The organism is Desulfurobacterium pacificum (genome assembly GCF_900182835.1).
Taxonomy (GTDB): domain Bacteria; phylum Aquificota; class Aquificia; order Desulfurobacteriales; family Desulfurobacteriaceae; genus Desulfurobacterium_B; species Desulfurobacterium_B pacificum.
This window is the reverse complement of the sequence record NZ_FXUB01000001.1, coordinates 88,598-113,652: the sequence shown is the minus strand read 5'-3', so window position 1 is coordinate 113,652 and position 25,055 is coordinate 88,598. Positions and strand designations below refer to the sequence as shown.

24 protein-coding genes are annotated in these 25,055 nt (G+C 40.6%); 4 read left to right on the top strand and 20 right to left on the bottom strand.

Annotated features, from left to right (window positions below):
• Positions 1–5 precede the first annotated feature (5 nt).
• From QOL23_RS00555 to mdh, 4 genes are read right to left on the bottom strand one after another with little or no spacing between them, the layout of a single operon-like run.
• Complete coding sequence (locus QOL23_RS00555) at positions 6–1,691, bottom strand: adenosylcobalamin-dependent ribonucleoside-diphosphate reductase (protein WP_283399627.1); 1,686 nt, start codon at positions 1,689–1,691, stop codon at positions 6–8.
• The gene (gene fabD / locus QOL23_RS00550; RefSeq protein WP_283399626.1) at positions 1,688–2,620 is read right to left on the bottom strand and encodes an ACP S-malonyltransferase; all 933 of its coding nucleotides are present in this window, start codon (positions 2,618–2,620) and stop codon (positions 1,688–1,690) included. The genes QOL23_RS00555 and fabD overlap by 4 nt, the downstream gene beginning before the upstream one ends.
• 11 nt (positions 2,621–2,631) lie before the next feature.
• Positions 2,632–3,477: a fumarate hydratase gene (locus tag QOL23_RS00545; protein ID WP_283399625.1), complete on the bottom strand. Its 846-nt coding sequence runs from the start codon at positions 3,475–3,477 to the stop codon at positions 2,632–2,634.
• 15 nt (positions 3,478–3,492) lie between these two features.
• Complete coding sequence (mdh, locus tag QOL23_RS00540; protein WP_283399624.1) at positions 3,493–4,434, bottom strand: malate dehydrogenase; 942 nt, start codon at positions 4,432–4,434, stop codon at positions 3,493–3,495.
• Positions 4,435–4,611: 177 nt separating this feature from the next.
• On the opposite strand from mdh, the gene QOL23_RS00535 reads away from it, so the two are divergent.
• On the top strand, positions 4,612–4,920 hold the full coding sequence (locus tag QOL23_RS00535) for a hypothetical protein (RefSeq protein ID WP_283399623.1): 309 nt from the start codon (positions 4,612–4,614) through the stop codon (positions 4,918–4,920).
• Here QOL23_RS00535 and QOL23_RS00530 read toward each other — a convergent pair.
• The 10 genes from QOL23_RS00530 to QOL23_RS00485 all read right to left on the bottom strand — a co-directional run bounded on the left by QOL23_RS00530 (position 4,891) and on the right by QOL23_RS00485 (position 14,115).
• Positions 4,891–5,286 (bottom strand): 4Fe-4S dicluster domain-containing protein, encoded by a 396-nt coding sequence (locus QOL23_RS00530; protein WP_283400230.1) that lies wholly within the window; start codon positions 5,284–5,286, stop codon positions 4,891–4,893. The two genes, QOL23_RS00535 and QOL23_RS00530, sit on opposite strands and share 30 nt — an antisense overlap.
• 21 nt (positions 5,287–5,307) lie before the next feature.
• Positions 5,308–6,393, bottom strand: coding sequence for a hydrogenase large subunit (locus QOL23_RS00525; RefSeq protein WP_283399622.1), 1,086 nt, complete (start codon positions 6,391–6,393; stop codon positions 5,308–5,310).
• Between the two features lie 2 nt (positions 6,394–6,395).
• Positions 6,396–6,740 (bottom strand): NADH-quinone oxidoreductase subunit C, encoded by a 345-nt coding sequence (locus QOL23_RS00520; protein WP_283399621.1) that lies wholly within the window; start codon positions 6,738–6,740, stop codon positions 6,396–6,398.
• Entirely contained in the window at positions 6,727–7,245 is a 519-nt protein-coding gene (locus QOL23_RS00515) for an NADH-quinone oxidoreductase subunit B family protein (RefSeq protein WP_283399620.1), read from the bottom strand. The genes QOL23_RS00520 and QOL23_RS00515 overlap by 14 nt, the downstream gene beginning before the upstream one ends.
• A 1-nt stretch (position 7,246) precedes the next feature.
• Positions 7,247–8,086, bottom strand: a complete 840-nt coding sequence (locus QOL23_RS00510; protein ID WP_283399619.1) for a respiratory chain complex I subunit 1 family protein — start codon at positions 8,084–8,086, stop codon at positions 7,247–7,249.
• Positions 8,083–9,951, bottom strand: a complete 1,869-nt coding sequence (locus QOL23_RS00505; RefSeq protein WP_283399618.1) for a proton-conducting transporter transmembrane domain-containing protein — start codon at positions 9,949–9,951, stop codon at positions 8,083–8,085. The genes QOL23_RS00510 and QOL23_RS00505 overlap by 4 nt, the downstream gene beginning before the upstream one ends.
• A gap of 248 nt (positions 9,952–10,199) precedes the next feature.
• A complete protein-coding gene (locus tag QOL23_RS00500) occupies positions 10,200–11,435 on the bottom strand; it encodes a Ni/Fe hydrogenase subunit alpha (protein WP_283399617.1) in 1,236 nt (411 codons plus the stop codon).
• Positions 11,419–12,198, bottom strand: a complete 780-nt coding sequence (locus QOL23_RS00495) for an NADH-quinone oxidoreductase subunit B family protein (protein WP_283400229.1) — start codon at positions 12,196–12,198, stop codon at positions 11,419–11,421. The genes QOL23_RS00500 and QOL23_RS00495 overlap by 17 nt, the downstream gene beginning before the upstream one ends.
• Positions 12,198–13,076: an FAD/NAD(P)-binding protein gene (locus QOL23_RS00490; protein ID WP_283399616.1), complete on the bottom strand. Its 879-nt coding sequence runs from the start codon at positions 13,074–13,076 to the stop codon at positions 12,198–12,200. Before QOL23_RS00490 ends, QOL23_RS00495 begins: the two co-directional genes overlap by 1 nt.
• Positions 13,045–14,115 carry a 4Fe-4S dicluster domain-containing protein gene (locus QOL23_RS00485; RefSeq protein ID WP_283399615.1) on the bottom strand — a complete coding sequence of 357 codons (1,071 nt, stop codon included), beginning with the start codon at positions 14,113–14,115 and terminating at the stop codon, positions 13,045–13,047. The genes QOL23_RS00490 and QOL23_RS00485 overlap by 32 nt, the downstream gene beginning before the upstream one ends.
• Positions 14,116–14,271: 156 nt before the next feature.
• Between QOL23_RS00485 and coaD the strand changes: the two genes are divergently transcribed.
• Positions 14,272–14,766, top strand: coding sequence for a pantetheine-phosphate adenylyltransferase (gene coaD / locus QOL23_RS00480; protein ID WP_283399614.1), 495 nt, complete (start codon positions 14,272–14,274; stop codon positions 14,764–14,766).
• On the opposite strand, the gene QOL23_RS00475 is transcribed toward coaD, so the two are convergent.
• The 4 genes from QOL23_RS00475 to QOL23_RS00460 are packed head-to-tail and all read right to left on the bottom strand — an operon-like array spanning position 14,755 to position 19,611.
• Entirely contained in the window at positions 14,755–16,713 is a 1,959-nt protein-coding gene (locus QOL23_RS00475) for a sensor histidine kinase (RefSeq protein ID WP_283399613.1), read from the bottom strand. The genes coaD and QOL23_RS00475 overlap by 12 nt on opposite strands.
• Positions 16,706–18,313 (bottom strand): NAD(P)H-hydrate dehydratase, encoded by a 1,608-nt coding sequence (locus tag QOL23_RS00470; protein WP_283399612.1) that lies wholly within the window; start codon positions 18,311–18,313, stop codon positions 16,706–16,708. Before QOL23_RS00470 ends, QOL23_RS00475 begins: the two co-directional genes overlap by 8 nt.
• A 9-nt stretch (positions 18,314–18,322) precedes the next feature.
• On the bottom strand, positions 18,323–18,856 hold the full coding sequence (def, locus tag QOL23_RS00465) for a peptide deformylase (RefSeq protein WP_283399611.1): 534 nt from the start codon (positions 18,854–18,856) through the stop codon (positions 18,323–18,325).
• Positions 18,850–19,611, bottom strand: a complete 762-nt coding sequence (locus tag QOL23_RS00460; RefSeq protein ID WP_283399610.1) for a sugar phosphate isomerase/epimerase family protein — start codon at positions 19,609–19,611, stop codon at positions 18,850–18,852. Before QOL23_RS00460 ends, def begins: the two co-directional genes overlap by 7 nt.
• Positions 19,612–19,665: 54 nt before the next feature.
• Between QOL23_RS00460 and QOL23_RS00455 the strand changes: the two genes are divergently transcribed.
• Entirely contained in the window at positions 19,666–21,720 is a 2,055-nt protein-coding gene (locus QOL23_RS00455; protein WP_283399609.1) for a hypothetical protein, read from the top strand.
• A gap of 32 nt (positions 21,721–21,752) precedes the next feature.
• Here QOL23_RS00455 and QOL23_RS00450 read toward each other — a convergent pair whose 3' ends face one another.
• Complete coding sequence (locus QOL23_RS00450; protein WP_283399608.1) at positions 21,753–22,367, bottom strand: peroxiredoxin; 615 nt, start codon at positions 22,365–22,367, stop codon at positions 21,753–21,755.
• 121 nt (positions 22,368–22,488) lie between these two features.
• Between QOL23_RS00450 and QOL23_RS00445 the strand changes: the two genes are divergently transcribed.
• The gene (locus QOL23_RS00445; protein WP_283399607.1) at positions 22,489–23,337 is read left to right on the top strand and encodes an RluA family pseudouridine synthase; all 849 of its coding nucleotides are present in this window, start codon (positions 22,489–22,491) and stop codon (positions 23,335–23,337) included.
• A gap of 26 nt (positions 23,338–23,363) precedes the next feature.
• Here QOL23_RS00445 and rpoD read toward each other — a convergent pair whose 3' ends face one another.
• Complete coding sequence (gene rpoD, locus QOL23_RS00440) at positions 23,364–25,055, bottom strand: RNA polymerase sigma factor RpoD (protein WP_283399606.1); 1,692 nt, start codon at positions 25,053–25,055, stop codon at positions 23,364–23,366.

Genomic DNA, 25,055 nt, shown 5'->3' with positions numbered 1-25,055 from the left:
CCTCCTCAGCAGTAACATTTGACTTTTTTCTTTACACCAAACTCTATAACTCCCTGCTTAGAACCCTGTCTAAAAACGGTTATCCCTTTTAACTTCTCCTTAAAACCCATAATAAATATCTTTTCTATCTCTTCCACCGTTATATCCTCTGGCAAATTTATCGTTTTGGAAACGGCGTTGTCCACATATTTCTGAAAAGCAGCCTGCATCTTAATATGCCATTCAGGAGGTATTTCTAAGGCTGTAACGAAAATCCTTCTGACCTCTTCCGGCAAATTATCTATATTTTTAACCGTTCCCTCTTCTAAAATCTTCTCAATTTCAGCTTCAGATAAATTTTTAGCATACTCCATAAAGAGTGGTTCTACGTAAACAACCTTTTTGTTGTCCAGAACTTTCTTCTCGTAAGCAACAGCAAAGAGAGGCTCTATACTCGGAGTAGTTCCAGCAATCATGCTTATAGTTCCGGTTGGAGCTATACTCGTCCTCGTAGCATTTCTTATCGGCTTCCCCCTGTAAATACTTTTATCCACGTTCGGAAAACTTCCCCTCTCACGGGCAAGTTTAACGGAAGTCTCAAACGCTTTCTTATTTATAAAAGACATTACCTTTTCTGCCATTAAAAGAGCTCTTTCAGAATCGTAAGGAATTCCCAATCTGATTAAAAATTCAGCCCACCCCATAATGCCAAGCCCGATTTTCCTGTTACCTTTTGCCATTTTCTCAATGCGCCAGTCAGGATAGACGTTCACATCTATAACGTTATCCAAAAACCTTATCCCAACTTCTACAAGGTATGAAAGCTTTTCCCAATCAACCTTACCATCTTTAATTACTCTGCTTAAATTTATAGAACCCAAGTTGCATTCCTCGTAAGGAAGCAACGGAACTTCACCACAGGGGTTTGTCGCCTCTATCCTCCCCAAAGAAGGGGTAGGGTTATGCCTGTTGATTTCATCAATGTAGAGAATACCAGGGTCGCCGCAATCCCAGGCACTTTCCGCAATTAACCTTAACAAATCTTTAGCCTTTACCTTTCTCCATACTTTCCCGTCGCGCGGGTTAATCAAGTCTAAATTTTCATCTCTTTCCACTTTTTCAAAAAATTCATCTGAACAGGCTACAGAGATATTGAAGTTTAAAAAACTCCTCTTATCTCTCTTACAGGTTATAAACTCTTCAATATCGGGATGGTAAACAGAAAGAACCCCCATGTTTGCACCGCGCCGTTTACCACCCTGTTTAATTGAATCGGTAACGCAATCAAACACTCTCATAAAAGAAACAGGACCAGAAGCAACACCGTTAGTGCTTTTAACTTTATCCCCTTTAGGTCTTAAATTGGAAAAAGAGAAACCCGTTCCACCACCAGTTTTCTGAATTTTAGCCATCAAAGAAACGGTATCAAAAATCCCCTCTATTGAGTCTTCAACAGGAAGAACGAAACAAGCAGCTAACTGGCCCAACTCCGTTCCAGCGTTCATAAGAGTAGGAGAGTTGGGAAGAAACTCAAGGTTAACCATTACTTTGTAAAACTTTTCTTCCCACTCTTCAGCAATAGAAGGAGAACTGTAATATAGTTCAGCTAAAGAAACAGCCTTAGCAACCCGGCGAAACATATCCTCTGGCGTTTCGTTAGGTCTCAGATAGCGAGCCTTCAAAATCTCAAGAGCCGAGCTACTAAGGTTCATTGAAGTTCCTTCAAAACCTTCTCTACATCTGACGGTTTTTCAACGTTCAAAACTTTTAAACTTTTATCTATTCTCCTGACAAGTCCTTTTAAAACGTTTTTAGGTCCTATCTCTAAAAGCAACTCAACGCCCATTTCCTTCATCTTTTGCACGTCTTCAACCCATCTGACAGAAGAAAACACCTGCCTGTAGAAAGAATCTTTAATTTCTTCAGGTTCCGTTATCAGCGCAACATCCACATTGTTAAGAACAGGAACTTTTGCTTCAGAAAACGACATACTATCCATCAATTCTTTCAACCTTTCAGCAGCAGGTTTCATAAGTTCAGAATGAAACGGTGCAGAAACAGGAAGTCTCACTACTCTTTTAGCACCTGCCTCTTTTAAAAGAGCTTCTGCCTCTTCAAGAGCTTTCAATTCACCTGAAATAACCGTTTGTTCGGGGCTGTTATAGTTTGCCACCTGTACAAACCCACTTTTTACATTTTTAAGAATTCTCTCCACCTCTTCAGCAGGAAGTCCAATAACCGCTGTCATCCCGCCAACACCAGCTGGAACAGCCTCTTGCATAAATTCTCCTCTCTTCCTTACCAGAAAAGCACCATCTTTAACGCTAAAAACTCCCGCCGAGCCAGCAGCAGAAAACTCTCCCAAAGAATGCCCTGCAACAACAACAGGTTGAACGCTTAAACCTTCTGATTGCAATACCTTTAAAGCAGCCATGCTGACAGTAAAAATTGCAGGCTGAGCGTTATAGGTCAGCGTAAGTTCACTTTCAGAAGCTTCAAAGCATAGTTTTGCAATATCAATACCTACACCTTCGGAAGCTTCCTCAAAAACTTCTTTAGCCACAGGGAAAGCGTCGTAAAGCTCCTTTCCCATACCGGGATATTGAGAACCCTGTCCTGGAAAAATGAAAGCAACCTTCATTAACACGCCCCCTAAATTTCTATCTCTTTGTGCCTTGAAGCGTGACACTGAATATTAACTGCAACAGGCAGAGAAGCTATATGACACGGATACCACTCAATTTTTACGTCTAAAGCCGTAACTCTACCGCCAAATCCGGCAGGACCTATTCCTAATTTGTTAATTTCATCAAGCAGTTCAAGTTCAAGCTCGGCGTACCTTGGGTCTTTGTTTCTATCACCTATAGGTCTCAACAGAGCCTTTTTGGCTAAAAAAGCCACCTTTTCAAAAGTTCCACCGATACCTACTCCTACAATAATAGGCGGACATGGGTTTGGTCCTGCTTTGCTAACCGTTTCAAGAACAAATTTTTTAACTCCTTCAACTCCATCAGCTGGTTTGAGCATGGCAAGCCTGCTCATATTTTCACTTCCGCCGCCTTTAGCAGCCATGGTTATTCTTACTTTATCTCCCGGAACGATTGAATAATGAACCACAGCAGGTGTGTTATTTCCAGTATTTTTTCTGTCAAACAGTGGGTCAGAAACGATGGATTTTCTCAGATAACCTTCAGTGTAGCCTTCCGCCACTCCTTGATTGATTGCATCCTCAAGACTGCCACCAACAAATCTGACATCTTGACCTATTTCAACGAATAGAACGGCAAAACCGGTATCCTGACAGTAAGGTATCTGCTCTGTGGCAGCAATAGATGCATTTTCCTTTAAAATATCAAAAACGTTTTTTCCCGTTTCTGATTCCTCTTTTCTTTTACCTTCTTCAAACGCTGACAAAACGTCTTCGGGTAGGTAGTAGTTTGCATCCATACATAGCTTTTTAACGGCTTTTCTTATTTCATCTACATGAATCTCTCTCATCACATCAACTCCTTATTAAACGGGAAGTTTTTCTACCAACTTCTTAACAGAAGCTACCGATTTTTCCCACTGTTTCCACTCTTCATCGTCAAGTTCAAGTTTTATAACTTTCTCAACTCCATTTTTACCTAAAACGATAGGAACGCCAACACAAAGTCCCGAAGCTTTATAGTACTCTCCTACTTCTCCATCAAGGTAGACGCTGGCGGAGAGGATTTTTCTTTTATTCCAGAGAATAGCTATAACCATTTCTAAAATGGAAGCTGCTGGTGCATAAAATGCACTACCCGTTTTAAGAAGCTGAACAATTTCTCCACCACCAAAACGTGTTCTCTCTATTAACTTGTTAAGTTCTTCTTCCGAAAGAAACTTCGTAACAGGAATACCACTTATCGTTGTGTACTTTTTAAGAGGAACCATATCGTCGCCGTGACCGCCTATTACAAAAGCTTTTATATTTTCAACAGATATTCCTGTTTTTTCAGAAATAAAGTAAGCAAACCTCGCTGAATCTAAAACTCCTGCCATACCTATAACTTTCTCTTTGGGGAAACCTGTAACTTTCAAAGCTGTATAAGTCATAGCATCAAGCGGATTTGTAACAACTATAACGAAGGCATCAGGTGAATATCTTTTTATCTGTTCAGATACTTCTTTAACAACTTCAAAGTTCTTAAACAGAAGGTCATCTCTGCTCATTCCTGGCTTTCTTGGAAAGCCCGCAGTAATAACAACGACATCAGAATTTGCCGTATCTGCATAATCACCTGTTCCTGTAACTCTTGCGTTAAAGCCAAGAATAGGAGAAGCTTCCATGATATCAAGAGCTTTTCCTTTAGCAACCCCTTCGTTAATGTCTATAAGAGTAATGTCTGCAGTTTCTCTTCTTGCCAAAAGTAAAGCTAACGTTGCTCCTATATTACCCGCACCTACAATTGTTATTTTTTTTCTATCCAACTCTTACCTCCTCTAAAATATTTTACGAAAAGAAAACGGTGTTAATTTTAACATGAATTTAAGATGCTTTTTAAAATTATTAAAACCAGATTACGAGTTTCATGCAGAATAAAAAATTTTTCCTATATTAAATAGTAGATGGAAATCTGGGGGGAGATTGTGAAAGGAGAAAAACTAATGAAACTATTAGAAAATTTAAAAGCATTGCTAATATCTGAACAAAAGATTATCAAAAGCTTCATTAAAAGCAAAAATAGGAAAGAAAAACTTTCTCCTGTTGATATAAGGGAGTTTAAGAACATACAAAGTCAAAAAAGGTTTCTATTAGAAGAGATAAGAAAAATCCCCCCTCTCTCTCCCACAAACACACAAATACTTGAACTACTAACCGAAATTAGACGCCTTTTAAACGATAACTCTCTACTCTTAAAAAACTTCTTCCCTAAAAGCGCCCTGTTAGGACTTTTTCTTCTTCCTTGCAGCTAACCATCTCTTCTTGCTTTCCTCTGCCTCCACTTCAACCGCGTCCCAATTCGGCTTTGTCTCCTTGGTGGCTGGCGGTGCAACGTCTTCAACCTGGGTAAGGCATCCTGGCTTCGGACAAGCCCTTACACACTCACCGCAGTATATACACAGATAAGGGTTGTAGTGGTACTTTTTAGAACCGTCCTCCTCATAAGTAAATCTTATAGCACCCGGAGGACAAACTAATTCACACTTGGTACAGAAAATACACAGCTCCTCTTTATAAACTATCAACCCTCTATAGTTAGGAGGCGTAGGAGAGGGTTCAAAAGGATATTTAACGGTAGCCGGCTTAGAAAAAAGGTTCTTTATCGTTTCAATAATCATATCTTTCACGGTTTCACCTCCTTACCTTGCAGTACAGGAAAGACAAGGGTCAAAACTTATAACAGTTGCAGGAACATCTGCATAATCCATACCTATAAATAACTCTTTCATAACCGGAATATTGGCAAAGGTCGGAACTCTAATTCTCAATCTATCTAAAATTATCTTCTTACTCGCTTTTACGTAGTAGAAAAGTTCTCCTCTTGGCGCTTCTATCCTTGCAATACTTTCTCCTTCAGGTAGTCCTTTAACGTCAACCTTAATATCACCCTCAGGCATACCATCTAAAATGTTCCACAGCATCTCTATAGAGTTAAGAGTTTCTTCAGCTCTTACAAGAGTTCTGGCATAGATATCACCTTCAGTCCTTACTACCATTCTGTAACCAACTTCTTCAAATGGAAGGTAATCGTATTCAGCTCTTGCATCTGTCGGAAGGTTTGAAGCTCTTGCAGGAGGACCAACTACGTTCAACTCTTTAGCCATTTCAGGCGTAATTACTCCCGTTCCTTTCCAGCGAAACTTTACCGTATAGTCATTCTCAAAAACGTCCTTTAACCACCTACATTTCTCCTCAAGTAACTTTAACTTCTCTCTTAAAACTTTTTCTTCTTCAGCAGTTAACTCCCTGTTCACCCCACCTACAGTAACGTAATCAAACTGTATCCTGTTCCCCGTTACAAGTTCCTGAAGTTCCATGACAAGTTCTCTGTGCTTAAACGTCTGCATAAACAGGTTCTCATAACCTGCTACTTCTGCCGTATGCCCCATAGCCAAAAGGTGAGAATGAACCCTATCAAGTTCGCTAACCAAAAGCCTTAAATAGAGCGCTTTACGGGGAACTTCTATTCCCATCATTCTTTCAATAGCTGTAACGTAACCTAATGTGTGAGAAATAGCACATAAACCGCAAACGCGAGCTACCACGTAACCTACTTGAAGATATTTAAATTTCGTCATACAGGCTTTTTCAATTCCTCTATGGACGTAACCTACGTCAACATCAACGTCAATAATTCTTTCATTTTCGGTCTGGAAAACAAACCTTACCGGTTCTGGTAAAGCTACGTGCTGACTACCAAAAGGTATAGTTATCCTATTTCCCATCTCTAACCTCTCCTTAAAGGTGCTTGTGGACTATCAGGGTCAAGGAAAAGACCCTTTTTAGCGCCTTCCACGTTAAGTCCTAAAAGGTCTGCAAGTTCCCACTCAGATATCCAAGCTGATGGAATTATGTAAGTAATTGTAGGAATTTCATCATCGTAGTTGGCTTCTGCAGTAAAAACTTTAAAAACCTCTTTTTCTCCGTACTTAGCAAAGAACCACTTTAACTCTACTTTACCGCCCAAATCAGTTCCATTAACAGTTATAAAGTGCCATTCGTTTGGGTCGTAAAAATCCTTTATTGCCCTTCTTACATCTCTCAGAGGAACTTTAACTTCATCTATTTTCATGGCACCTCCTGCAGCACTCGGCAAGTAACTTTCTTCTGTTTGTATCAGGTTCAAGGTCTTTACAGATAACCGGAAGTTCCATATTCTTCTTTTTCTTCTCTAAGATTTCCAGCGCTTTAACCACTCCATCTATGATTGCTTCAGGTCTCGCAGCACAACCTGGAACGTAAACATCAACAGGTATAAAGTTATCAACACCGTTACCTACGTTGTACATACCTCTAAACACTCCGCCGGTACAAGCACACGCACCTACTGCAACAACAACTTTCGGCTCCGGCATCTCCATGTAAAGTCTTATAAGTCTGTCTCTTGCTCTCTTTGTCACAGGACCAGTAACTAAAAGAATATCAGACTGCTTCGGGTTTCCTCTGTTAAGAATCCCAAAACGTTCAAGGTCGTACTTAGGTGCAAGGCAGGCAAGTATCTCAACATCACAACCGTTACAGCTTCCTGTGTTGTAGTGAAGTATCCAGGGGGATTTTTTCCTGTATACGTTCAACATTTTAAACCCTCCATAGAGCAAGTAGCATGAGATTAATAACTACCAAAGGTATAAGAACGTACCAGTGAAACCTTACCATCTGACGGAAGTTCGTTCTCGCAGTAACGTTATCTATAAGGTTCACGAAGAAGAAAGCGAAAACCGCAAGAATTAAACCTAAGAGGTAATTTTTACCGGTAAAGAGAAATACGAAGAAGAAAGCGTAAATGTATTCTATCCACTTTGCCGTATAAACAGCTTCGTAAAACTTTCCAGAATACTCTATCTCTGGTCCACCAATTACCTCTTGATGCGCTTCAGCTATGTCAAAAGGAGATTTCTTCAGAATCGTAGGTAAAACTAAAAGGTAAGCTACAAAAACTAAAGGAAGGTAAACTATGGGTGTAACGTTTGAGTGAAGAATCTCCGAAATCTGGAACGTTCCTGTGACAAGATAAAGACCTGCAGCTGCCATGACGAAAACCGGCTCATAAGCTAACATATGGATAAGTTCTCTCATAGCACCTACAACTGAATAGGGTGAACGAACGCTGAACCCTCCAACAACCAAAAACGCAAGGGAAAGAACGTGGAAAAATATTGCTATAAGTAAATCGCCGCCTGAAAGGAGAACGTACAGAGAAAACCACGTTCCAAACAGGTACATAATTCCCATAAAGGCGTGAAAGGAATGAATGATAATAGAACGCTTATCCATAAGCTTTAAGAAATCGTAGAAAGGCTGAAGTAACGGCGGTCCCAATCTGTTTTGCATTCTTGCCCTTACGATTCTCTCAAAGCCGTAGATTAAACCTCCCGCAATTGGAGCAAGTAACGTAGCGATAAAGGCTTCCCAATTCATACCAGACCTCCGCCCAATACCAGAGTCATAATAAAGAGGGCTACAGCAGCAGTTTCAATGAAAGGTTCAAGGTTGGAAATACAGAAGAAGCTGTAAGTTCCAAGCGTCAGTTCAATATTTTCACCGCAGGTATACTCGTAAACTCTATCTGTCCCCTTAAAGTGAACGAAGTAAGCGATTATTGGAACAAGCAATAGAAGAATAAACGCACCTACTATCTGCCAGCCGTAAATTTCGGAAAGTGGAGTGTAAAGGGTGAGACCGGAGGCGTGGATTTTTGCCAAAGTACCGGTAATATCTCTTACAGCGTAGTTAATAAAGTTTGCAGAAAGCTTGGCAACGAAAATAGAAGCAACTACTGTAAAGATAACGTAGAGCGACGTAGTAAACATATAGAGGAAAGGTAACTTTTCAAGCTGAAATCTTAAGAACTCTCCACGTTTTCTCGTTAAAACGCCAATAACCTTAAAGTAAAGAAGCGTTAGTATGACGCCACCAATCGTAATGAAGATTATTGAAGCAATAAATGCACCGTGTGAAAGGAAGTTTGAAGCTTCTTCCAAAGTTAACCATTTAGCTACAAATATACCGTAAGGAACCAAGGTCATACTCATAAATCCGATGGAAATGTAAACAACAGTTATCGGAGCTTTCTCTACCAGTCTCCTCATCTCTTCTATGTACTTAGCTTTAAAGAGCTTTTCCATAATTCCAGCTTCAAGGAAGAGGAGAGCCTTAACTACAGCGTGGAAAAGTATTAAGAGTAGAGAAGCTAAAACAGCTATAGAACTTCCCATACTTGCAGTTAGCATCATAAGTCCTAAAAGTGAAATAGTGGAGTAGGCGAGAATTCTCTTAAAGTTGTTCTGGGTAAGAGCCAGCAAACCTGCAGCAACGAAAACGAAACCGGTAGTAACTATAAGAAGCTTTGCAAGCAGAGTTCCTTTAATTACCGGAGAAAGTCTTAAAATAAGGTAGGGAGCTATTTTTACCATTGTAGCCGAATGAAGTATGGCACTAACAGGCGTAGGCGCTACCATAGCACCTAACAACCATCTATGGAAAGGCATCTGAGCACCTTTAACAAGAGCAGAAATAGCCAGAAAGCCTAAAGGAATCATAGAAACAGCGGTAGGATGAAGTTTGATTATGTCAGTAAACGTATATACTCCGTATTCTTTAACGGCAAAAAGAATTCCTAAAAGAATAGCTATACCACCCACCTGGTTCATCCAGAGAGCTTGAATAGCATTTTTTATAGAAACCTCATCCCAGCGGAACCTGATAAGGATATAAGAAGCGAGCGTTGTCGTTTCAAATAGAGCGAAAAACCATTCAATATTATTAACAGAAACAGCAAAACTCATAACACCTAAAAACCATAGAAGTATAGCAACAAAACGATTTTCTCTATTCACATCTTCCTGTTCCATGTACTTGGTAGCGTAAATACAGATAATTGAACCAACAGTAGCAACTATCAGGTACATAAAAGCCGTTAAACGGTCAACGTAAATTGGAGGGGTGGAGGTAGGTGGAAGGATACTTAAAGCCCATGTCAGTAGAAAAATCTGAGCTACAGCTAATGCAGAAACCAACAAACTTCTGAATTTAATTCCCTGATACAAGAAGTAAGCCAACAGTAAGTAGTCAAAAACAGTTACTGCATATTCAAGCCAGTGAGGAGTTTCAATAAAAACAGGTAATACGTTTGAGTTCCAAACTACAAAAGCCATGTAAGTCAAAGCTGGCAAAGAAAGAAAAGTTAAAACCTGTCTCAAGCGATGAGAAGGTGAAAGAAAAACTAACAGTGCCAGTATCCAGGGAAGAACGATAAGCCCTAAAACAGATTCAAGTAAGCCCATTTCCCTACCTCCAGGCAGAATATAAACTTAATTTTATCAAAGTATTCAACAAAAATTCAAAAATAAGTTTACAAGTATCTACAAAACTACAAATACAAAGTGGGATTTTACAAAAATTTAACAAAATAAAAAAGCCCGGGCGGATAAAAATCCCGGGCTTTTTATATAAGAATTTCTTATAGTTAGAGTCTAACTATGTTCAGGAAATTTTCTTCATTTCCACCAAACTGGTGGACAGCACAGGCAATTCATGGGTCGTAAGCACGAACCAACATCTCTGCTCGTTTCTTTAACTTCTCATCCTCAACGTCATAACTTCTCTCTACTAAGTCTCTCAAGTCTTTCTCTATAACAGATTGAAGCTGAGCAGTAGGAGTAATAATGTTGGCGGCAACACATCTACCTGTATCGTCAAAAGTATACTTGTGGAAGAGCGTTCCCCTTGGTGCTTCCTTAACTCCACAACCGGTTCCCTTCTTAGGTGTAACTTTAACTCTTCCATTAAAAGGTGAAGAAGAGATAAGTTCATCAACAGCTTTTAAGCCTATGAAAGCAGCTTCAAGCATTTCCAGCGCACGAGCCACGTTAGCGTGGAGCGTATTAGCAGACGGAAACTTAATTTTCAGATTTTCCACGTCAGATTTAATGGAAAATCTCTCTATGTAATGGTTAACCCTTGCAAGAGGACCTATGAGAAATGGCTTACCCTTAACCTTTGACTTTTTAGCCGTAGAGTAATCCGAAACCGTTTCTTCCACAAAAAGTTCATACTCATGCTTTGTAAAGACTGTTCCATCAGAGATGTGAACCTTATCAGCGAGAGAGAGAAAATCCTCCGCCTCTATACACATCTCTATCTCATGAGGGTTGTTAAACTCCGGATACTCTAAAGATTCAAACAGAGATATGGTAGCCCTGATTTCGGGAATAACCCTGTATAAATCCTCCTTCACTCTCTTCAAATCATCAACCGAAGGAACAGACTCAAAACCACCGGGTAAAATGTTCTCACCGTGAATTGTCTTTCCACCGATAAGCTTCATTATCTTATTGCCAATATCCTTGATGAAAAATCCCCTCTTCACCACATTAGGATAATCCTTCGCCATCGCAATGGCAGATGGATACCCCATATAGTCAGGAAGCGCCAAGAAGTAAAGGTGAAGCGCGTGACTCTCCAGATACTCCCCAACTGCCAATAGCTTCCTCAAAGCCTTTATTTCCGGCGTAATTTCCACTCCTAATGCATCCTCAACTGCAGCACACGAAGCAAGTCTGTGAGAAACGTAACAGATTCCACAGATTCTTGAAACAATCTTCGGAATTTCTGTCCAGAGTCTATCTCTTGTAATAAACTCAAAGAACCTTGGACCTTCAGTAAAACGAAGCCTGATTTCCTTCAGCCTCTCGTTCTCAAAAACTATATTAACAGCACCGTGCCCTTCAACACGAGTCAAGTGGTCTACGTTAAGCTCCTTTCTCATTTCTGCGCTCCTCACCATTTACTTTAATCTCTTTCCCCTGATATCCTCTAAACACCTTCAGGAAAGCAACAGCATCCTTCTCAGAAAGACCATTCTGATTGAGAATCTTCAGCATCTCATCAAAGTTGGGGAAGTCACAGTTACCGCGGCATCCCTGACATCCAACTCCCTGAGAGGTGCAGGGCGCCCCACAACCGGCATAGGTAACAGGTCCCTGACAGGGAATACCTTTAAGAGTTAAACACTCAGTTTCAGAAAGTTTACACTCGTGACATACAGGAATCTTCGGGAAGAAAGGTTTAACGCCGTTAAGCAGGAAGGAAACAGCGTAAACGAACTGCCTCTTATCAAGAGGACATCCCGGTAGCTCGTAGTCAACGTCCACTACCTCTGAAACGGCACGGGGCTTCGTAACCTTTAAAAACAGCTCAGTTCTTCCGTAAACGGTTTTTAGCATCTCTTCCAAAGATGCCTCATCGTTCTTCTGTGCCTGAACTCCCCCGTAACAGGCGCAGGAACCGATTGCCACTAAAATTTTTGACTTTTCTCTCGCCTTCAAAACTTTCGCTTCATCTTCTTCCGTAGTTACCGAACCCTCAACAAACATAACGTCAAATTCTTCAAACGTGTTGTTATCCTGCGCCAGAGGAAAGTAAGAAATCTCCACCATTCCAAGAAGTTTCATTAAAGCGTCCTGACAGTTAAGAATTTCACACTGACACCCAGAACACCCTGTTAATCCCATTATTCCTATCTTCACCATCACAGCATCTCCGGTAGGTTCTTTGTATCCCAAAGTGGGAATATTGGTCCATCAATACAAGCAAATTTGTATCCAATCTGACAGTGACCGCATTTACCGATACCGCACTCCATTTTTCTTTCAAGAGAAACGAACACCTGACTCTCAGGATAACCGTTCTTTAACAGCTCTCTACCTATAAACTTGTAGGCAACCGGCGGTCCACAAACTGCAACGTAAGTATCTGCAGGGTCTAAGTCCACTTCCGGAATCAGCTCCGTTAAAAGCCCTTCCCTATCCGTCCAGGCTCTGTCTTCATCGTTCTCAATCCTGTCAAGGATGTAAAGACACTTAACGTCAGGTCTTTCTTTTAAACGTCTCATCTCTTCCTTGTAGAGAACGCTCTCATAGTTTCTCGTTCCATAGAGGATGTAAACCTCTTTGTAGAGATGGCGTTTGTCTAAAACGTACCAGATTAGAGAGCGGAGAGGCGCTATACCGAGACCACCGGCGATAATCAGAACGTTGTGTCCTTCCATAATTTCAACAGGAAATCCGTTACCGTAAGGTCCTCTTATTGCTACGACGTCACCGGGCTTCATCTGATGCAGAACTTCAGTTTTCCTACCAACTTTACGAACGGTTAACTCTATCGTTCCCTTCCTTGTAGGTGAAGAACAGATAGAAATAGGAATTTCACCGGCTTTCGGAACGGTAATCATTACGAACTGACCCGGTATGTGTTCCCACGTTTCGTTCAGTTTCTCATCAAGGAAAGAGAAGGAAAATCTTTTGTGGTCTGGCGCTAATTCTTCAATATCGGTAATCAGCGCCTTGTGAGGTAAAAGGGGGTCGCCCGGTAGGGGCTTATTCAGCAACTTTTCTAAGCTCTTCTTCATCGGCAGTCCCTCTCAACTTCTTTATTGTTTCAACCATACTGATTTTTGCCGGACATTCAGCGCTGCAGCGTCCGCAGCCAACACATCCAAGCTTTTCAATCTGGTAAGGATAACCTACAAATTTGTGGTAGTAGCGGTGCTTGAACCTGCTTGCTCTTGAAGGTTTGAAGTAATGCCCACCGGCAACTAAAGAGTAGTAAGGATACTGGCAGGAAGTTGTAAACTCAATTCTGCTAACCGTTTTGCCGTCAAGAGATGGAATATCAACTTCCGTATAGCAGAAGCACGTAGGGCAGACGTTCGTGCAGGTTCCACACCCAAGACACCTTTCTGCTTCCTCTTCCCAGACAGGCGAATCGTATTCAAGTTCAATAACCTGAGAAATTCTGCCTAAATCTGGAAGGGTCTTAAAGTCAAACAGACTCTTCTTAAAAGAAGTGCTTTTCTTATAAAGGTCTAAATCTTCTTTTGTAATCTCTCTGAAAAGTTCTTTCATCTTAAGTATAACTTCATCACCTTTTGGACTTCCTATGCTGACGAAGTAATCATCGCCAATGTCTGTCATGAACAAATCCCAGTTAGCACCATCTGGAAACGCAGTTCCTGTTGACATGCAGAAACAATACTCGTCAGGCTTACAGGAAATACCGATGAGGACAGTTTTTTTGCGAATCTCAAGGTAGCGGGGGTCGGGATTTTCCTTCAGGTAAACAGAATCTAAAATGGAAATGCCGTGCAGGTCACACGAGTGGATACCAAAAATTATCTGCGGTTCAGCTTTGAACGAAGCAATAAAATTAAGGTTTACAGTGTCATAAGTGTATCTTTCTCTTCTGTAAGGGACCAGAAACTTCTTAGGCGGTAGAATCGTTCTCGTGTAAGAGAGTTCTACCTTTGAAACGTCATCCACAACGTCAAAGTAAAACTTCTCCTGCTTTTTAAGAGGGGCAATGAGTTTCCCTAATTCTTTCAACCCTTCCAAAAAGCTACGTAGATTCTCTTTTGGAAGCACTTTTGCTTTGTCAATGTGGAACTCCAACTTTCTCGTCCTCCCTATGATGTTTAGTTAGTTATATTAAAAAAATCCTATGAAGTCAAGTTTACAATCTACTACTATTCTACCAAACAAATAAGCCCATACGTTCAAAACCCTATTGTTTATAATAACAAAAACTCACCTAAATTGAGAGGAAAAATGATAAAGAAGGCAATATATCCAGGAACGTTTGACCCAGTCACGCTGGGGCATTTAGATATAGTGAAACGCGGGATAGAGCTGTTTCCAGAATTGATTGTGGGAATAGCAGAAAATCCCAAGAAAAAACCCCTATTCACTATCGAAGAAAGAAAAGAGATGTTCGTTGAAAGCTTGAAAGAGGTTGGATTAAACGGCAAAGTAAAGGTAAAAACGTTTAACTCTCTCTTAGTAGAGTTTGCAAAGAAAGAAGGCGCCGTGGCGATTTTGAGAGGTATACGAATAGTTTCAGATATGGACCACGAGTTTACGATGGCATCTTTAAACAGAAAGCTATTTCCAGAGATAGAAACGGTGTTTTTGATGCCATCCGATGAATACGCCTACCTTTCCTCTTCAGCAGTGAGAGAGATAGCTTTTTACGGCGGCGACGTTTCGCAGTTTGTCACTAAATTCGTTGAGAAGAAATTAAAAGAGAAGTTCTTAAACAGGTAGCTCTATAACAAAAGTGTTTTTATCTATCGTGTAGATTTTTCCGCCGTGGTCTTCTATTATCTTTTTAACTATTGAAAGCCCCAAGCCCCAGCCCTTCTCTTTTGTTGAAACGTAAGGTGAAAATAGCTTATCCATAAGCTCTTCTGGAATTCCAGGTCCATCGTCTCTTATTACGACGTAAACTTTACCGTCTTTTTCCGTAGTGGTAACGGATATTCTTTTTGCGCCTGCTTCCATACTGTTCCTGAACAGGTTGGCAAAAACCTCTCTCATAAGAACTCTATCAAGGGAAAGCTGAGGGATATCCTCAAAGCTTAACTCTACTTCTAACTTTTCTTTGTATCCGTCGGCAACGCTTTTTATGAGAGCGTTTAAGTCTGTTAGCTCTTTTTCGGGAAGGGGTAGCCTTGCAAACTTTCTGAACTCATCTATCAAGCGCTCTATAACTTCAACCTCTGCTAAAATAGAAGAAACTGCCTTTTCTATCACTTTTTCTATTTCAGGATTTTTCTTCTTAAACTGCCTTCTTATCCGCTCTGCGTTGAGGGTTATGGGGGTAAGAGGGTTCTTAATCTCGTGAGCTATTCTCTGAGCTATCTCTTTCCAGGTTTGAGCTTTCTGCGCCTTAACCAAATCGGTAACGTCCTCAACGATAAGTATTCTATCTGAAACGCCAGCAGGAACGATTATCTCAACAGAGAAAAACTTTTCCTTCCCATTTATCTCTTCTCTCACTTCCGTTTTTCTGTTACCCGTCAGAATAAGTTCCTTAACTGCTTTCTTTAGCTGAGGGTAGGATTCCAGCAATTTCCATACGTTCTCACCTTTATTTTCTTCAGAAAATCCAAACAGCCTCCTCGCGCTCTCGTTACAGGAAATCACCTTGCCATCAATATCAAACGTAACGATTGCAGGCGATATGGAATTGAGAATCTGCTCAACGTACTTTCTACTCTCTTCAAGAGAGATTCTCAACGCTCTAAGCTGCTCAACCATGTAGTTGAAAGCATCTATAACGTGTTTGAGCTCATCAGAAGCCTGCTCTTCTACCTTAACGTCAAGTTCCCCTTTTGAGAGTTTCTGAGTTGCCCTGTAGAGAGCTTCTATCGGTATGGTTATCCTCTTTTCAAAGTATCTCGCAAACCACAGAGCGCCAAACAGAACGGCAAGCCCCATAAGAGCGAAGGTAAACGTATACAACGCCTTTATAGGCGACTTGTAGGCAACTAAAGATTCGTAGTTTGAGTATAGGTCTTTAATCTTCTTTATGTTTTCAACCAACTCAGGCGGAAATTTTTTGGAAATACAAACCAGTAAACCTTTCTTGTTTTCACAAACGATAAAGTAGCCCGTTGAAGTATCTAAGTAGGAAAACTCTTTAAGGTGAGAGATATTCTTTAAATCAAGAACCTTGAGCGGAATATCGCCTATCCTTTCTATCTTGTCTCCCTTTTTCCTTAAAAATCCATCTATGCCGTAAACTTTAAGAGTGTATGGATATATTTTCTTTTTCCATCTTAACTGAGCTATCTTTCTCTTTATATCGTCGGCTATAAAATTCTGAAATTCGTTTGTGGTATCTTCAGATAGATTTACAATGCGCTTTACCTGAATTCTCAGTAACCTGTCAAGCCCTTTATTTACAACGCTACTTGAGATAAAAATCGTAAATAGAGCCGGTCCTAAAATAAGCAAGAGAAAAGCTGTGAATATCTTCATTCGCAGGTTCGTTTTAAAGTGAGGGAAGAAGAAAAGTACCAAGTTTCTTATAAAGAAAGCAAAGAGAACCGTTATAAGAATCAGAATAAATGCAAAGAGAACGTGAAAAAGCGGATTGTTAAGGTAAAACTCCCCGGTAAAACTTGATACAGCCGACGTTCCAAAGTATCCGATAAGTAAAATGAGAAAGAAAATAAAGAGAGCTACAAAAGCCCTGTTTTTAAACACCCACGCACTCTCTCAATGAGGTTACAAAAGGCAGTTCGTTTTTTGCAGGTGAGCTTTCCTTCTGCTTTAAAAATTTTATAGCTTCAGGCAGGTATTTAATTAAATCGGTAGCAATTAAGGATTCCTGAGTAAGTTTTTGAGCTGCTAAATCACCCGATAATGAATGCAGGAATACGCCTAACTTAGCAGCGTCTTCAGCTTCAAGTCCCATTGCAAGTAGCCCACCGATAACGCCGGCTAAAACGTCTCCCGTTCCTGCCGTAGCCATACCGGGATTTCCAATTACGTTGAGGTAAAGTTTTCCGTCCGGCGTTGCTATAACTGTCCTTCCGCTCTTCAGGACAACCGTAACGCCGTATTCAACTGCAAAATCTTGCGCACAACCGAAAAGGTCTGAAAGAATCTCTTCTTTTGAAAGTTTCGTAAGCCTTGAAAACTCGCCTATGTGAGGTGTAACGATTACGTTTTCTTTTGACTTTAAAATTTCAGGATTTTCAGCAAGAGCGTTTAAACCGTCCGCATCTATAACCATAGGTTTACTGCATTGCCTTATAAACTCTCTTGCAAACTCAAAAGTTTCCGGGTCGTTACCAAGACCTGGACCTATTGCAACGGCTGAAAACTTTCCACTTTCAACCACGTCTAAAACAGTTTGAACGGAAGAAGCTGTAAAGCACCCTTTATTTTCATCTTCAACAGGAATTGACATCGCTTCAGTAAGCTTTATTTCAAAGATTTCGTTAAGCGAAGAAGGCACTATTACTGTAGAAAGACCTGTCCCCGTTCTTAAAGAAGCCTCTGCAACCATAGAAGGCGCACCGGTCTTTCCTTTAGAACCGCCAATAACGGCAAGGTGTCCAAACGTGTACTTGTGGCTCATAATTTCTCTTGGTGGCAGTAAAAAGGCAACCTCTTCAAAAGTGAGAATAAACCTGTCTGTATCCAAAACGGAAGTAGCTTCTTCAGGAATAGAAATATCAACGATAAAAACTTCGCCAACGTATTCACAGGCAGGAGGCATAACGTGAACAATCTTTGGATAGGCAAAAGTCACGGTATAGTCGGCAATTACGCACGTTCCTAAAATTTCACCGGTGCTTCCGGAAAGTCCTGAAGGTATATCAACTGCAACAACTTTTTGGGCATACCTGTTAATTAAGTCAATCACTTGCTTGTAAATACCTTCAACCGGTCTTGAAAGCCCCGTTCCGAAAATGGCGTCAACAACTATGTCAAAATCTCTCAATTTTAAGCCGAATTCAAAGAGTTCGGTTTCTTTTAAAATGTAAATGGGGACAGGAAGTTTTGAGAGAATAGAGTAGTTAAGCTTTGCATCACCTTTAAGCTTTTCCGGCTGAGTAAGCATCACAACTTCAACGTCGTAGCCCATATTGTAGAGATTTCTCGCCGCTGCAAGACCATCTCCACCGTTGTTTCCGCCGCCGCAAACGACTAAAACGGAATTTCCTTCAACGTATTTATAGATAACGGTAGCAACACCCCTTGCAGCGTTCTCCATTAAAACCGTTCCGGGAATGCCAAGATTCTGTATCGTTTCTCTGTCAACTGCTGCCATTTCTGAAGAGGTTAAAAGCCTCATGGCTGCCTCCTACCTTTGAGAAGCCATTTTCTTCTCATACTTCCTCTTTAGCTTTTTATACTTTTCAAGCGCCAGACGCCTTTGAAGCGGTGAGAGCCTGTCAATAAAAACGACACCGTTAAGGTGGTCTATCTCGTGCTGAAGTGCCCTCGCGAGCAAATCTTCACCTTCTATTTCAAACTCTTCACCGTCGTAGTTAAGGGCTTTTACCTTAACGTATTTAGCCCTCTTTACTTTTTTGTAAAGTCCTGGAAGGGAAAGGCATCCTTCCTCTCCCACCTGCTCACCTTCCATAGCAACGATTTCAGGATTAATCAGAACGATTTTGTCTTTCCCCTGATTCTCTTTGCCAGAACCTAAGTCTATTATAACTACCCTTTTGAGAACGCCAATCTGGTTGGCTGCAAGACCAACACCACCTTTTTTATACATAGTTTCAAACATATCATCAACCAAAGCTCTCACTTCATCGTTAACTTCTTCTATAGGCTGTGCTTTTTGCTTCAAAACCTCATCTGGGTAAATTTTTATCTCTCTTACCATAAAAATCCTCCTTCTTCCAAAAACTTTAAACTTTTTTTAATATCATCCACCGTCTTATTTTCAAGGTTAAATATATAGTCGGTTTCAACCTTTTCTACTTCTTTGAAAAACTCTTTTAAAGGAACGGTTCCCGAACCTAAAAAAGAATGCTCATCTTTAACGCCGCTGTTATCGTGAACGTGAAACTCATAGATTCTGTCTTTAAAGGCGCTTATCCAGTCAGAAACAGGCTGTTTGCTGAAAAGGTTTAAATGTCCAACATCTATGCAGACGCCCACGTTTTTCGGCAGGTTGTCAACAAACTTTTTGAGAACTGAAGGTTCTGTATCAAAAACGTTTTCAAGAGCTATTAACGCATCAGTTTCTGCTGCAACCAGTTTAAAGGTTTCAATGGCGCGCTCAAACCATTCGTCAAATATTGGGTCAATTTTAGCCGGGTGATAACCGGTGTGAAAAACGATTACCTCAGCTTCAAGAACCTTAGCTGCTATCAGAGTTTCCTGAAAGCGCTTTCTGGTAGCTTTTAGAACGTAACTATCGGCAGCACCGGGGTTAAGGTCTAAGAAGGGTGCGTGAACTGTCGTTAAAGCGTCGCCTATTAAGGACTTGAGGTTACCGAAATCTTTCAGCGTGAAAGTATCAAGGATATCTGAAGAAAGTTGAACTTCAACGCCTATGCCTAAAGAAGTAATCTCTCTGACAGTTTCAGGGGTGGAAAGAATCCTTTTCGCTGAAACGTGACCGACAATTTTCATTTTTAACCTCTTCTCTTATTGTAAAATTCAAATTATTTACACGCTGGGGGTGATATGAAACTGTCTCTTTTCGCTGCAACGCTGTTCCTCCTTCTTTGTGCAGAAGCAAAGAGCGCAGAAATTGGAGGAGAGGGAGGATTTTACTACGTAAAGTTGAAAAATCAAAAGTCTTACAGAACCGGTTACGATTTGTGGAATGGAAAGAAGAGGGGATTTTTCTACAACCTGTTTATTGGTAAAAAGTTCAAAATAAAGAAGGGAAGTGTTTTTAAGGTATCAATTGTATCGGGAACGACAAAACTTCCTTTCGTTAACGCCTTCACGCCTATTGAAGACAGGCTTTTTCCTTACCAGAGCAGAACTTTTGATATAAGAGAGCTTTATCTGAGGAAAAGGCACTTCATACTTGAAAACCTGACGCTGACAGCAGGAAAAAGCAGGTTTAACTTTTCCCCTGTTTTCAACGATTACCTGTGGGGCGGAAAGTTTTCCTATAGATTAAAAGATAACCTGTGGTTCAACTACTATCAGATAGCAGGTTATGAAGGGAAATATCTGCTTTTAAACGGCGAAAGCGAAGATGACGTTGATATTTTTGGTCCGGAAATTGTGTGGAAAAAGGGGAAATACGTTTTATCTGCTGCAGCTATAAGGATTTCCGACGCCAGAGGAAATGAAAAAGGAATAAATAAGAACAACCTGATACTGAGAGTTAAAAGTGAAAATGAAGCGTTTGACGCTGCGGTGCAGAACGGGAAGTGGGGATTTTACGGGAAGTGGGAAAACAACCTTTTGAAGTTGGAAGGATGCGCTTTTGAAAAAGGTTTCACATCTTACGGATACAGGGAAGGGGTTCCGGATTTCGGGGTTATCTACCATCCTGCCGTTTCTGACCTGAAAGCTTTAAGAGTAGCGTTAAAGAAAACCTACGGTGAATTCAGACTTTTTCCCTACGTTGCCGTTTACAACAAGAGCAGAATAGAAGGTGGAAGTAAGTTACTCGTGGGAAGTGAAAAGAGCAACCTGTTTCTAACTGCTGCAATGGGGGATGGGGACAGATGGGGATTTTTTACAGGTTATAGCTGGAAAGGAATACCGCAGTTTCCTTTTAAAAGATTTCAGATTCCTTCTTTCAAGCTCAAAAACTACTTTGACATCGCAGGCGAATATGCAAATTTTCCACAGCACTTCTACAACGTTCAGAGCGGATACGAAGGGTGGAACACGGCAAAACACGTAGGATACTGGCACTCAACCTACAAACTGACAATGTACAGCGACAGATTTACGGTTAAAGTTTCAACCGGAAGAAACAGCAAAACGGATTACGTGATATGGGGTAATACGGCGGACAATTTCTTGTATCAGAAAAACGCCGGCAAGCTCTGGCACTTTGAAGAAGCCTATATCTCTATCAGGCAGTTAAAGGCTGGATTACAGAACGTAAAAATACCGGGATTTATAGATGCAAATTTAAGTGGATTAAGATACTCATTTAGAGCGCTAAGCGGCGGGGCTTTTGCTGAAAGGGAAGGTGGACATACGGTAAAGTATCTATTTGCTCAAACGCTTTTTAAAAACTTTGGTGTAAGCGGGTTGCTCAGGAAAAAAGAAAGCGAAAAAGACGCTGTAGCGGGACTGCACGTTAGCATTAAAGGGTTGAGGGGTGGATTTTTGAGAGAATGGAACAGGAATGGGAGTTTGAGTAGTAGGGAGTGGGGGGGATTTTTGAAATTTGAAGGCGCAATCAAAAACTTAAAAGTAAATGCACTATATGAGGTATATTCAACAAACTTTGAAACTTTTGGAATGAAAGAATTTTTCAGAAACGTCAGCTACATTTATAGACCTGGAGAAAGCAATATCAGATTTTTAAAACTTTTAGTAAAGAAAAATTTAGAGCTTGGAAGGAAAAAGATAGACAGATTAAAACCAGAAATAGGGTTCATTTACGACAGGCTTACAAGGTTTTCTGGAAGTTATGTTGGGGAGGAAACTGGAATAATTCTTTCTTTAAAACCTGGAAAGTTCTGTAAACTCTCTTTAATTGGAACAGTAGGAACGAACCACTCTTTTTGCAACGGTTTAAACTTTCAGGTTAAATGGTAGTAAGGGGGCAAAAGCCCCCACAATTAAAGGTCTTAAGAGAGAATATCTTCAATAGTAACAACTTCACCAACTCTACCTGCAATGTCAGGACCAGGCTTGAGAGTTTTCTTGCCAGGTCTCCAGTTTGCAGGGCAGGCTTCATCTGGATGTTCGTAAACGTATTTCCATGCATCAAGCTGTCTTAAAAGTTCGTTTACGTTTCTTCCAACTGGAGGATTAAGAACTTCTTCAGCAACAATCTCACCGTCAGGGTTGATGATGAATCTTCCTCTTCTTGCAATTCCAGCTCCTTCAATGTAAACACCGTATTTCTTAGACACTTCACCTGTTGGGTCTGCTGCCAAGAGGAACTTAACGTCCTTCATCAAAGGTTCTACCTTACAGAAAATCTGGTGGCTGAAAACGGTGTCTGTGGAGATTGCAAGAACTTCTGCACCTCTTTTCTTAATTTCTTCGTGTTTAGCTGCGACCGCAGCCAGTTCCGTTGGTCAGACAAAGGTAAAGTCTGCTGGATAGAAGCAAAGAATTAGAAACTTACCTTCGCTGTTTGGAACGTAATCAGAAAGCTTTACTGTTGTGTAAGCGTCTTTTACCGGGTCGTATGCCTGGAGCTCAAATTCAGGAGCTTTTTGTCCTACGAGAGCCATGTGCACCTCCTCTAATTGAAAATTATTTTCAGTTATAAATTTAACATAGCTCGCCCTTAAATCAACTATCTTTTTAATAGCTTCAGTCTATTTTATATAATTCCGAAACTCTGGAGGCAATGTGTTAGGCTGGAAGGTAAGGGTAAAAACAGAAGGGAAAAAATTGATTGATGTAGTTTCAACGGTTACAGGCTCAAAGAAAAGAGCTAAAAAGATTATAGATGAAGGCTTGGTATGCGTAAACTATCGCAAAATCCCCACCTACCGCACCCTCATCCGCCCCAAAAGTATAGTATGCATCCCGAATTCAATTTACCTTTTTAAAAAGGCGCAGATAGATGTTCTTTACGAAGATGAAAGTGTGATAGTTGTTAACAAACCGCCCTTTCTAAACTCAAACTTAGACAAACCAAACGTAGAAGAAATTTTAAGGAAACAGTTAAAGTCCCAGAACCTTTTCGTAGTTCACCGCCTTGACAAACAAACGTCAGGCGTTTTGATAGTTGCAAAAGACAGAAGAATTTTTGAAAAATTCAAGGAAGTCTTTCGTCAAAAACAGGTTAAGAAAGTTTACAAGGCTCTTATCCTGGAAACGCTAAAAAGAGAGAAAGGAAAAGTAAACTTTCCTGTATCGGGCAAACCCGCCCTTACCATTTACGAAGTAGAAGAAAAAATAAAAAACCTATCAACCTTAGTAAAGGTAGAAATTCCAACAGGAAGAAAACATCAGATTAGAGTTCACTTCAGCCGTATAGGACACCCCGTTGTAGGGGAATTTTTATACTGGAAGGACTGGAAAGAACCTCTTTGCTTTGCCCCAAGAATAATGCTTCATGCTTACAGCCTATCGTTTGTAAACCCAATAACTAAAAGGGAAGTTAACGCAAAATCCCCCCTACCTCCGGACATATCCCAATTTATTGAAAAGATTAAAACCAACCAGATAGAAATTGAAGAAGTAGAAGTGTAAAAGAAAGCCCCAGAAGGGGCAAAAAGTTACCTTTCAAGGAAGATGCTCAAATCAATATTAAGACCAGAATTTCTCAGCTTCCTCAAAGCCTTTGATTCTATCTGCCTAATTCTCTCTCTCGTTACTTTTAACTCTCTACCAACCTGCTCAAGAGTATGCTCCGGATATCCATCAAGTCCAAACCTTAACTTTAAAACCAAAGCTTCCCTTTCGTTAAGTTCAGAAAGTAGCTGTGCAACCTTCTCTTTTAAATCCCTTTTAATAACTTCATGTTCAGGAATAGGGCTCTTGGAATCCTCTATCAAACTTCCCAAAGTGCTGTCCTCGTCATCTCCAATTGGCGTTTCAAGAGAAACAGGTTCTTGAGCAAGCTGCAGGATAGAGCGCACTTTAGAAGCAGGCATCTTCAGCCTTTCAGCTATCTCTTCAGGCTTTGGCTCTCTGCCCATTTCAAGGAACATCTGTCTTGAAGTTTTAATCACTTTGTTTATGGTCTCTATCATGTGAACGGGAATCCTTATAGTTCTTGCCTGGTCTGCTATCGCTCTGGTTATTGCCTGCCTTATCCACCAGGTAGCATAAGTAGAAAACTTGTATCCCCTTCTATATTCAAACTTATCAACCGCCTTCATAAGACCGATGTTACCTTCCTGAATCAGGTCAAGGAACTGAAGACCTCTGTTTATGTACTTCTTCGCAATACTAACGACAAGCCTCAGGTTTGAACGAACAAGAATTTGCTTGGCTTCTTGAGAATCTTTCTTGTAGAAGTAGATTTTTTCAGCTAACTTGTAAAAAGTATTGCGCGGCATATCCAAAGAATCAAGAACGTTTTTATACGTTTCTCTCGTATCAAGATACTTTTTAACCATCTTTTTAATTTCTCTCGTCGTGTAGCGGGAAGCGTCAATTTTCTCCCTTATTTCCTCATCATCCAATCTGTAGCATATCTCTTCGATAGGAACACCAAGGAAAGAAAGCTTTCCACTGAGTTTCTGTAAACTCTTCTCGCTCTTTTTGAGTATCTTATACTTTCTGTAAATGTCCTCTGCTATACACTCGTAAATGGAATAGGAAAGCGGTAATTTTCTGAGAAGATTGTTGATTTTTGCCCATACTTTGAGGTATTCTTTTTTAAGCTGCTTGTTTCTTTTACTTCTGCTGTACTGCTTTTGTAGCTTTTCCCATTCGGGGAGGAGCTGCCTTATCTCTTCTACTATTGCAAAAAACTTCTTGCGCCTTTGCGCTTCTCCCCCTTCTGCAAACTCATCAGGAGAACGCATGATGTCCCTTACTTTAACTTCACCGTTCCTGATTTTTTCCTCAACGTCCAAAACATAGTTGAGAACAGCTCTCGTTTTTAAAAGATACCTGAGAAGCGCCTTTCTGCCTAATTCCACTCTCTTGGCAAGGGATATCTCTTCGTGGCGCTTGAGGAGAGAAATCTTGCTCATCTCTCTTAAATAAAGCCTTATCGGGTCATCAGAACGGGGCATAGTATCTGGAGCAATGGTAATCTGGAGCTTTGAAAGGTCAACGTGCTCTTCACCTTCCTTTGGTATAATGTGGATGTCAAACTCATCAAGCTGGGTGATAAGCTCTTCAATTACTTCAGGAGTGAGCATTTCTTCGTCTAAATGCTCCATAAGTTCGTCAAAAGTGATGTAGCCCTTGTCACGCCCTATGGCGATAATTTCATCAAAGTTTAGCCTTTCCAA

Excerpts from the sequence above, each read along its gene's own strand:
- QOL23_RS00500 (WP_283399617.1), bottom strand. The coding sequence starts at position 11,435 with ATGAGAAAGGAGCTTAACGTAGACCACTTGACTCGTGTTGAAGGGCAC.
- QOL23_RS00510 (WP_283399619.1), bottom strand. The coding sequence starts at position 8,086 with ATGAATTGGGAAGCCTTTATCGCTACGTTACTTGCTCCAATTGCGGGA.
- QOL23_RS00530 (WP_283400230.1), bottom strand. The coding sequence starts at position 5,286 with ATGATTATTGAAACGATAAAGAACCTTTTTTCTAAGCCGGCTACCGTT.
- QOL23_RS00460 (WP_283399610.1), bottom strand. The coding sequence starts at position 19,611 with ATGAAAATTGTCGGTCACGTTTCAGCGAAAAGGATTCTTTCCACCCCT.
- QOL23_RS00505 (WP_283399618.1), bottom strand. The coding sequence starts at position 9,951 with ATGGGCTTACTTGAATCTGTTTTAGGGCTTATCGTTCTTCCCTGGATA.
- QOL23_RS00520 (WP_283399621.1), bottom strand. The coding sequence starts at position 6,740 with ATGAAAATAGATGAAGTTAAAGTTCCTCTGAGAGATGTAAGAAGGGCA.
- QOL23_RS00535 (WP_283399623.1), top strand. The coding sequence starts at position 4,612 with ATGAAACTATTAGAAAATTTAAAAGCATTGCTAATATCTGAACAAAAG.
- QOL23_RS00555 (WP_283399627.1), bottom strand. The coding sequence starts at position 1,691 with ATGAACCTTAGTAGCTCGGCTCTTGAGATTTTGAAGGCTCGCTATCTG.
- def (WP_283399611.1), bottom strand. The coding sequence starts at position 18,856 with ATGGTAAGAGAGATAAAAATTTACCCAGATGAGGTTTTGAAGCAAAAA.
- coaD (WP_283399614.1), top strand. The coding sequence starts at position 14,272 with ATGATAAAGAAGGCAATATATCCAGGAACGTTTGACCCAGTCACGCTG.
- QOL23_RS00515 (WP_283399620.1), bottom strand. The coding sequence starts at position 7,245 with ATGTTGAACGTATACAGGAAAAAATCCCCCTGGATACTTCACTACAAC.
- QOL23_RS00455 (WP_283399609.1), top strand. The coding sequence starts at position 19,666 with ATGAAACTGTCTCTTTTCGCTGCAACGCTGTTCCTCCTTCTTTGTGCA.
- QOL23_RS00525 (WP_283399622.1), bottom strand. The coding sequence starts at position 6,393 with ATGGGAAATAGGATAACTATACCTTTTGGTAGTCAGCACGTAGCTTTA.
- QOL23_RS00545 (WP_283399625.1), bottom strand. The coding sequence starts at position 3,477 with ATGAGAGAGATTCATGTAGATGAAATAAGAAAAGCCGTTAAAAAGCTA.
- QOL23_RS00470 (WP_283399612.1), bottom strand. The coding sequence starts at position 18,313 with ATGAGGCTTTTAACCTCTTCAGAAATGGCAGCAGTTGACAGAGAAACG.
- fabD (WP_283399626.1), bottom strand. The coding sequence starts at position 2,620 with ATGAAGGTTGCTTTCATTTTTCCAGGACAGGGTTCTCAATATCCCGGT.
- QOL23_RS00495 (WP_283400229.1), bottom strand. The coding sequence starts at position 12,198 with ATGGTGAAGATAGGAATAATGGGATTAACAGGGTGTTCTGGGTGTCAG.
- QOL23_RS00490 (WP_283399616.1), bottom strand. The coding sequence starts at position 13,076 with ATGAAGAAGAGCTTAGAAAAGTTGCTGAATAAGCCCCTACCGGGCGAC.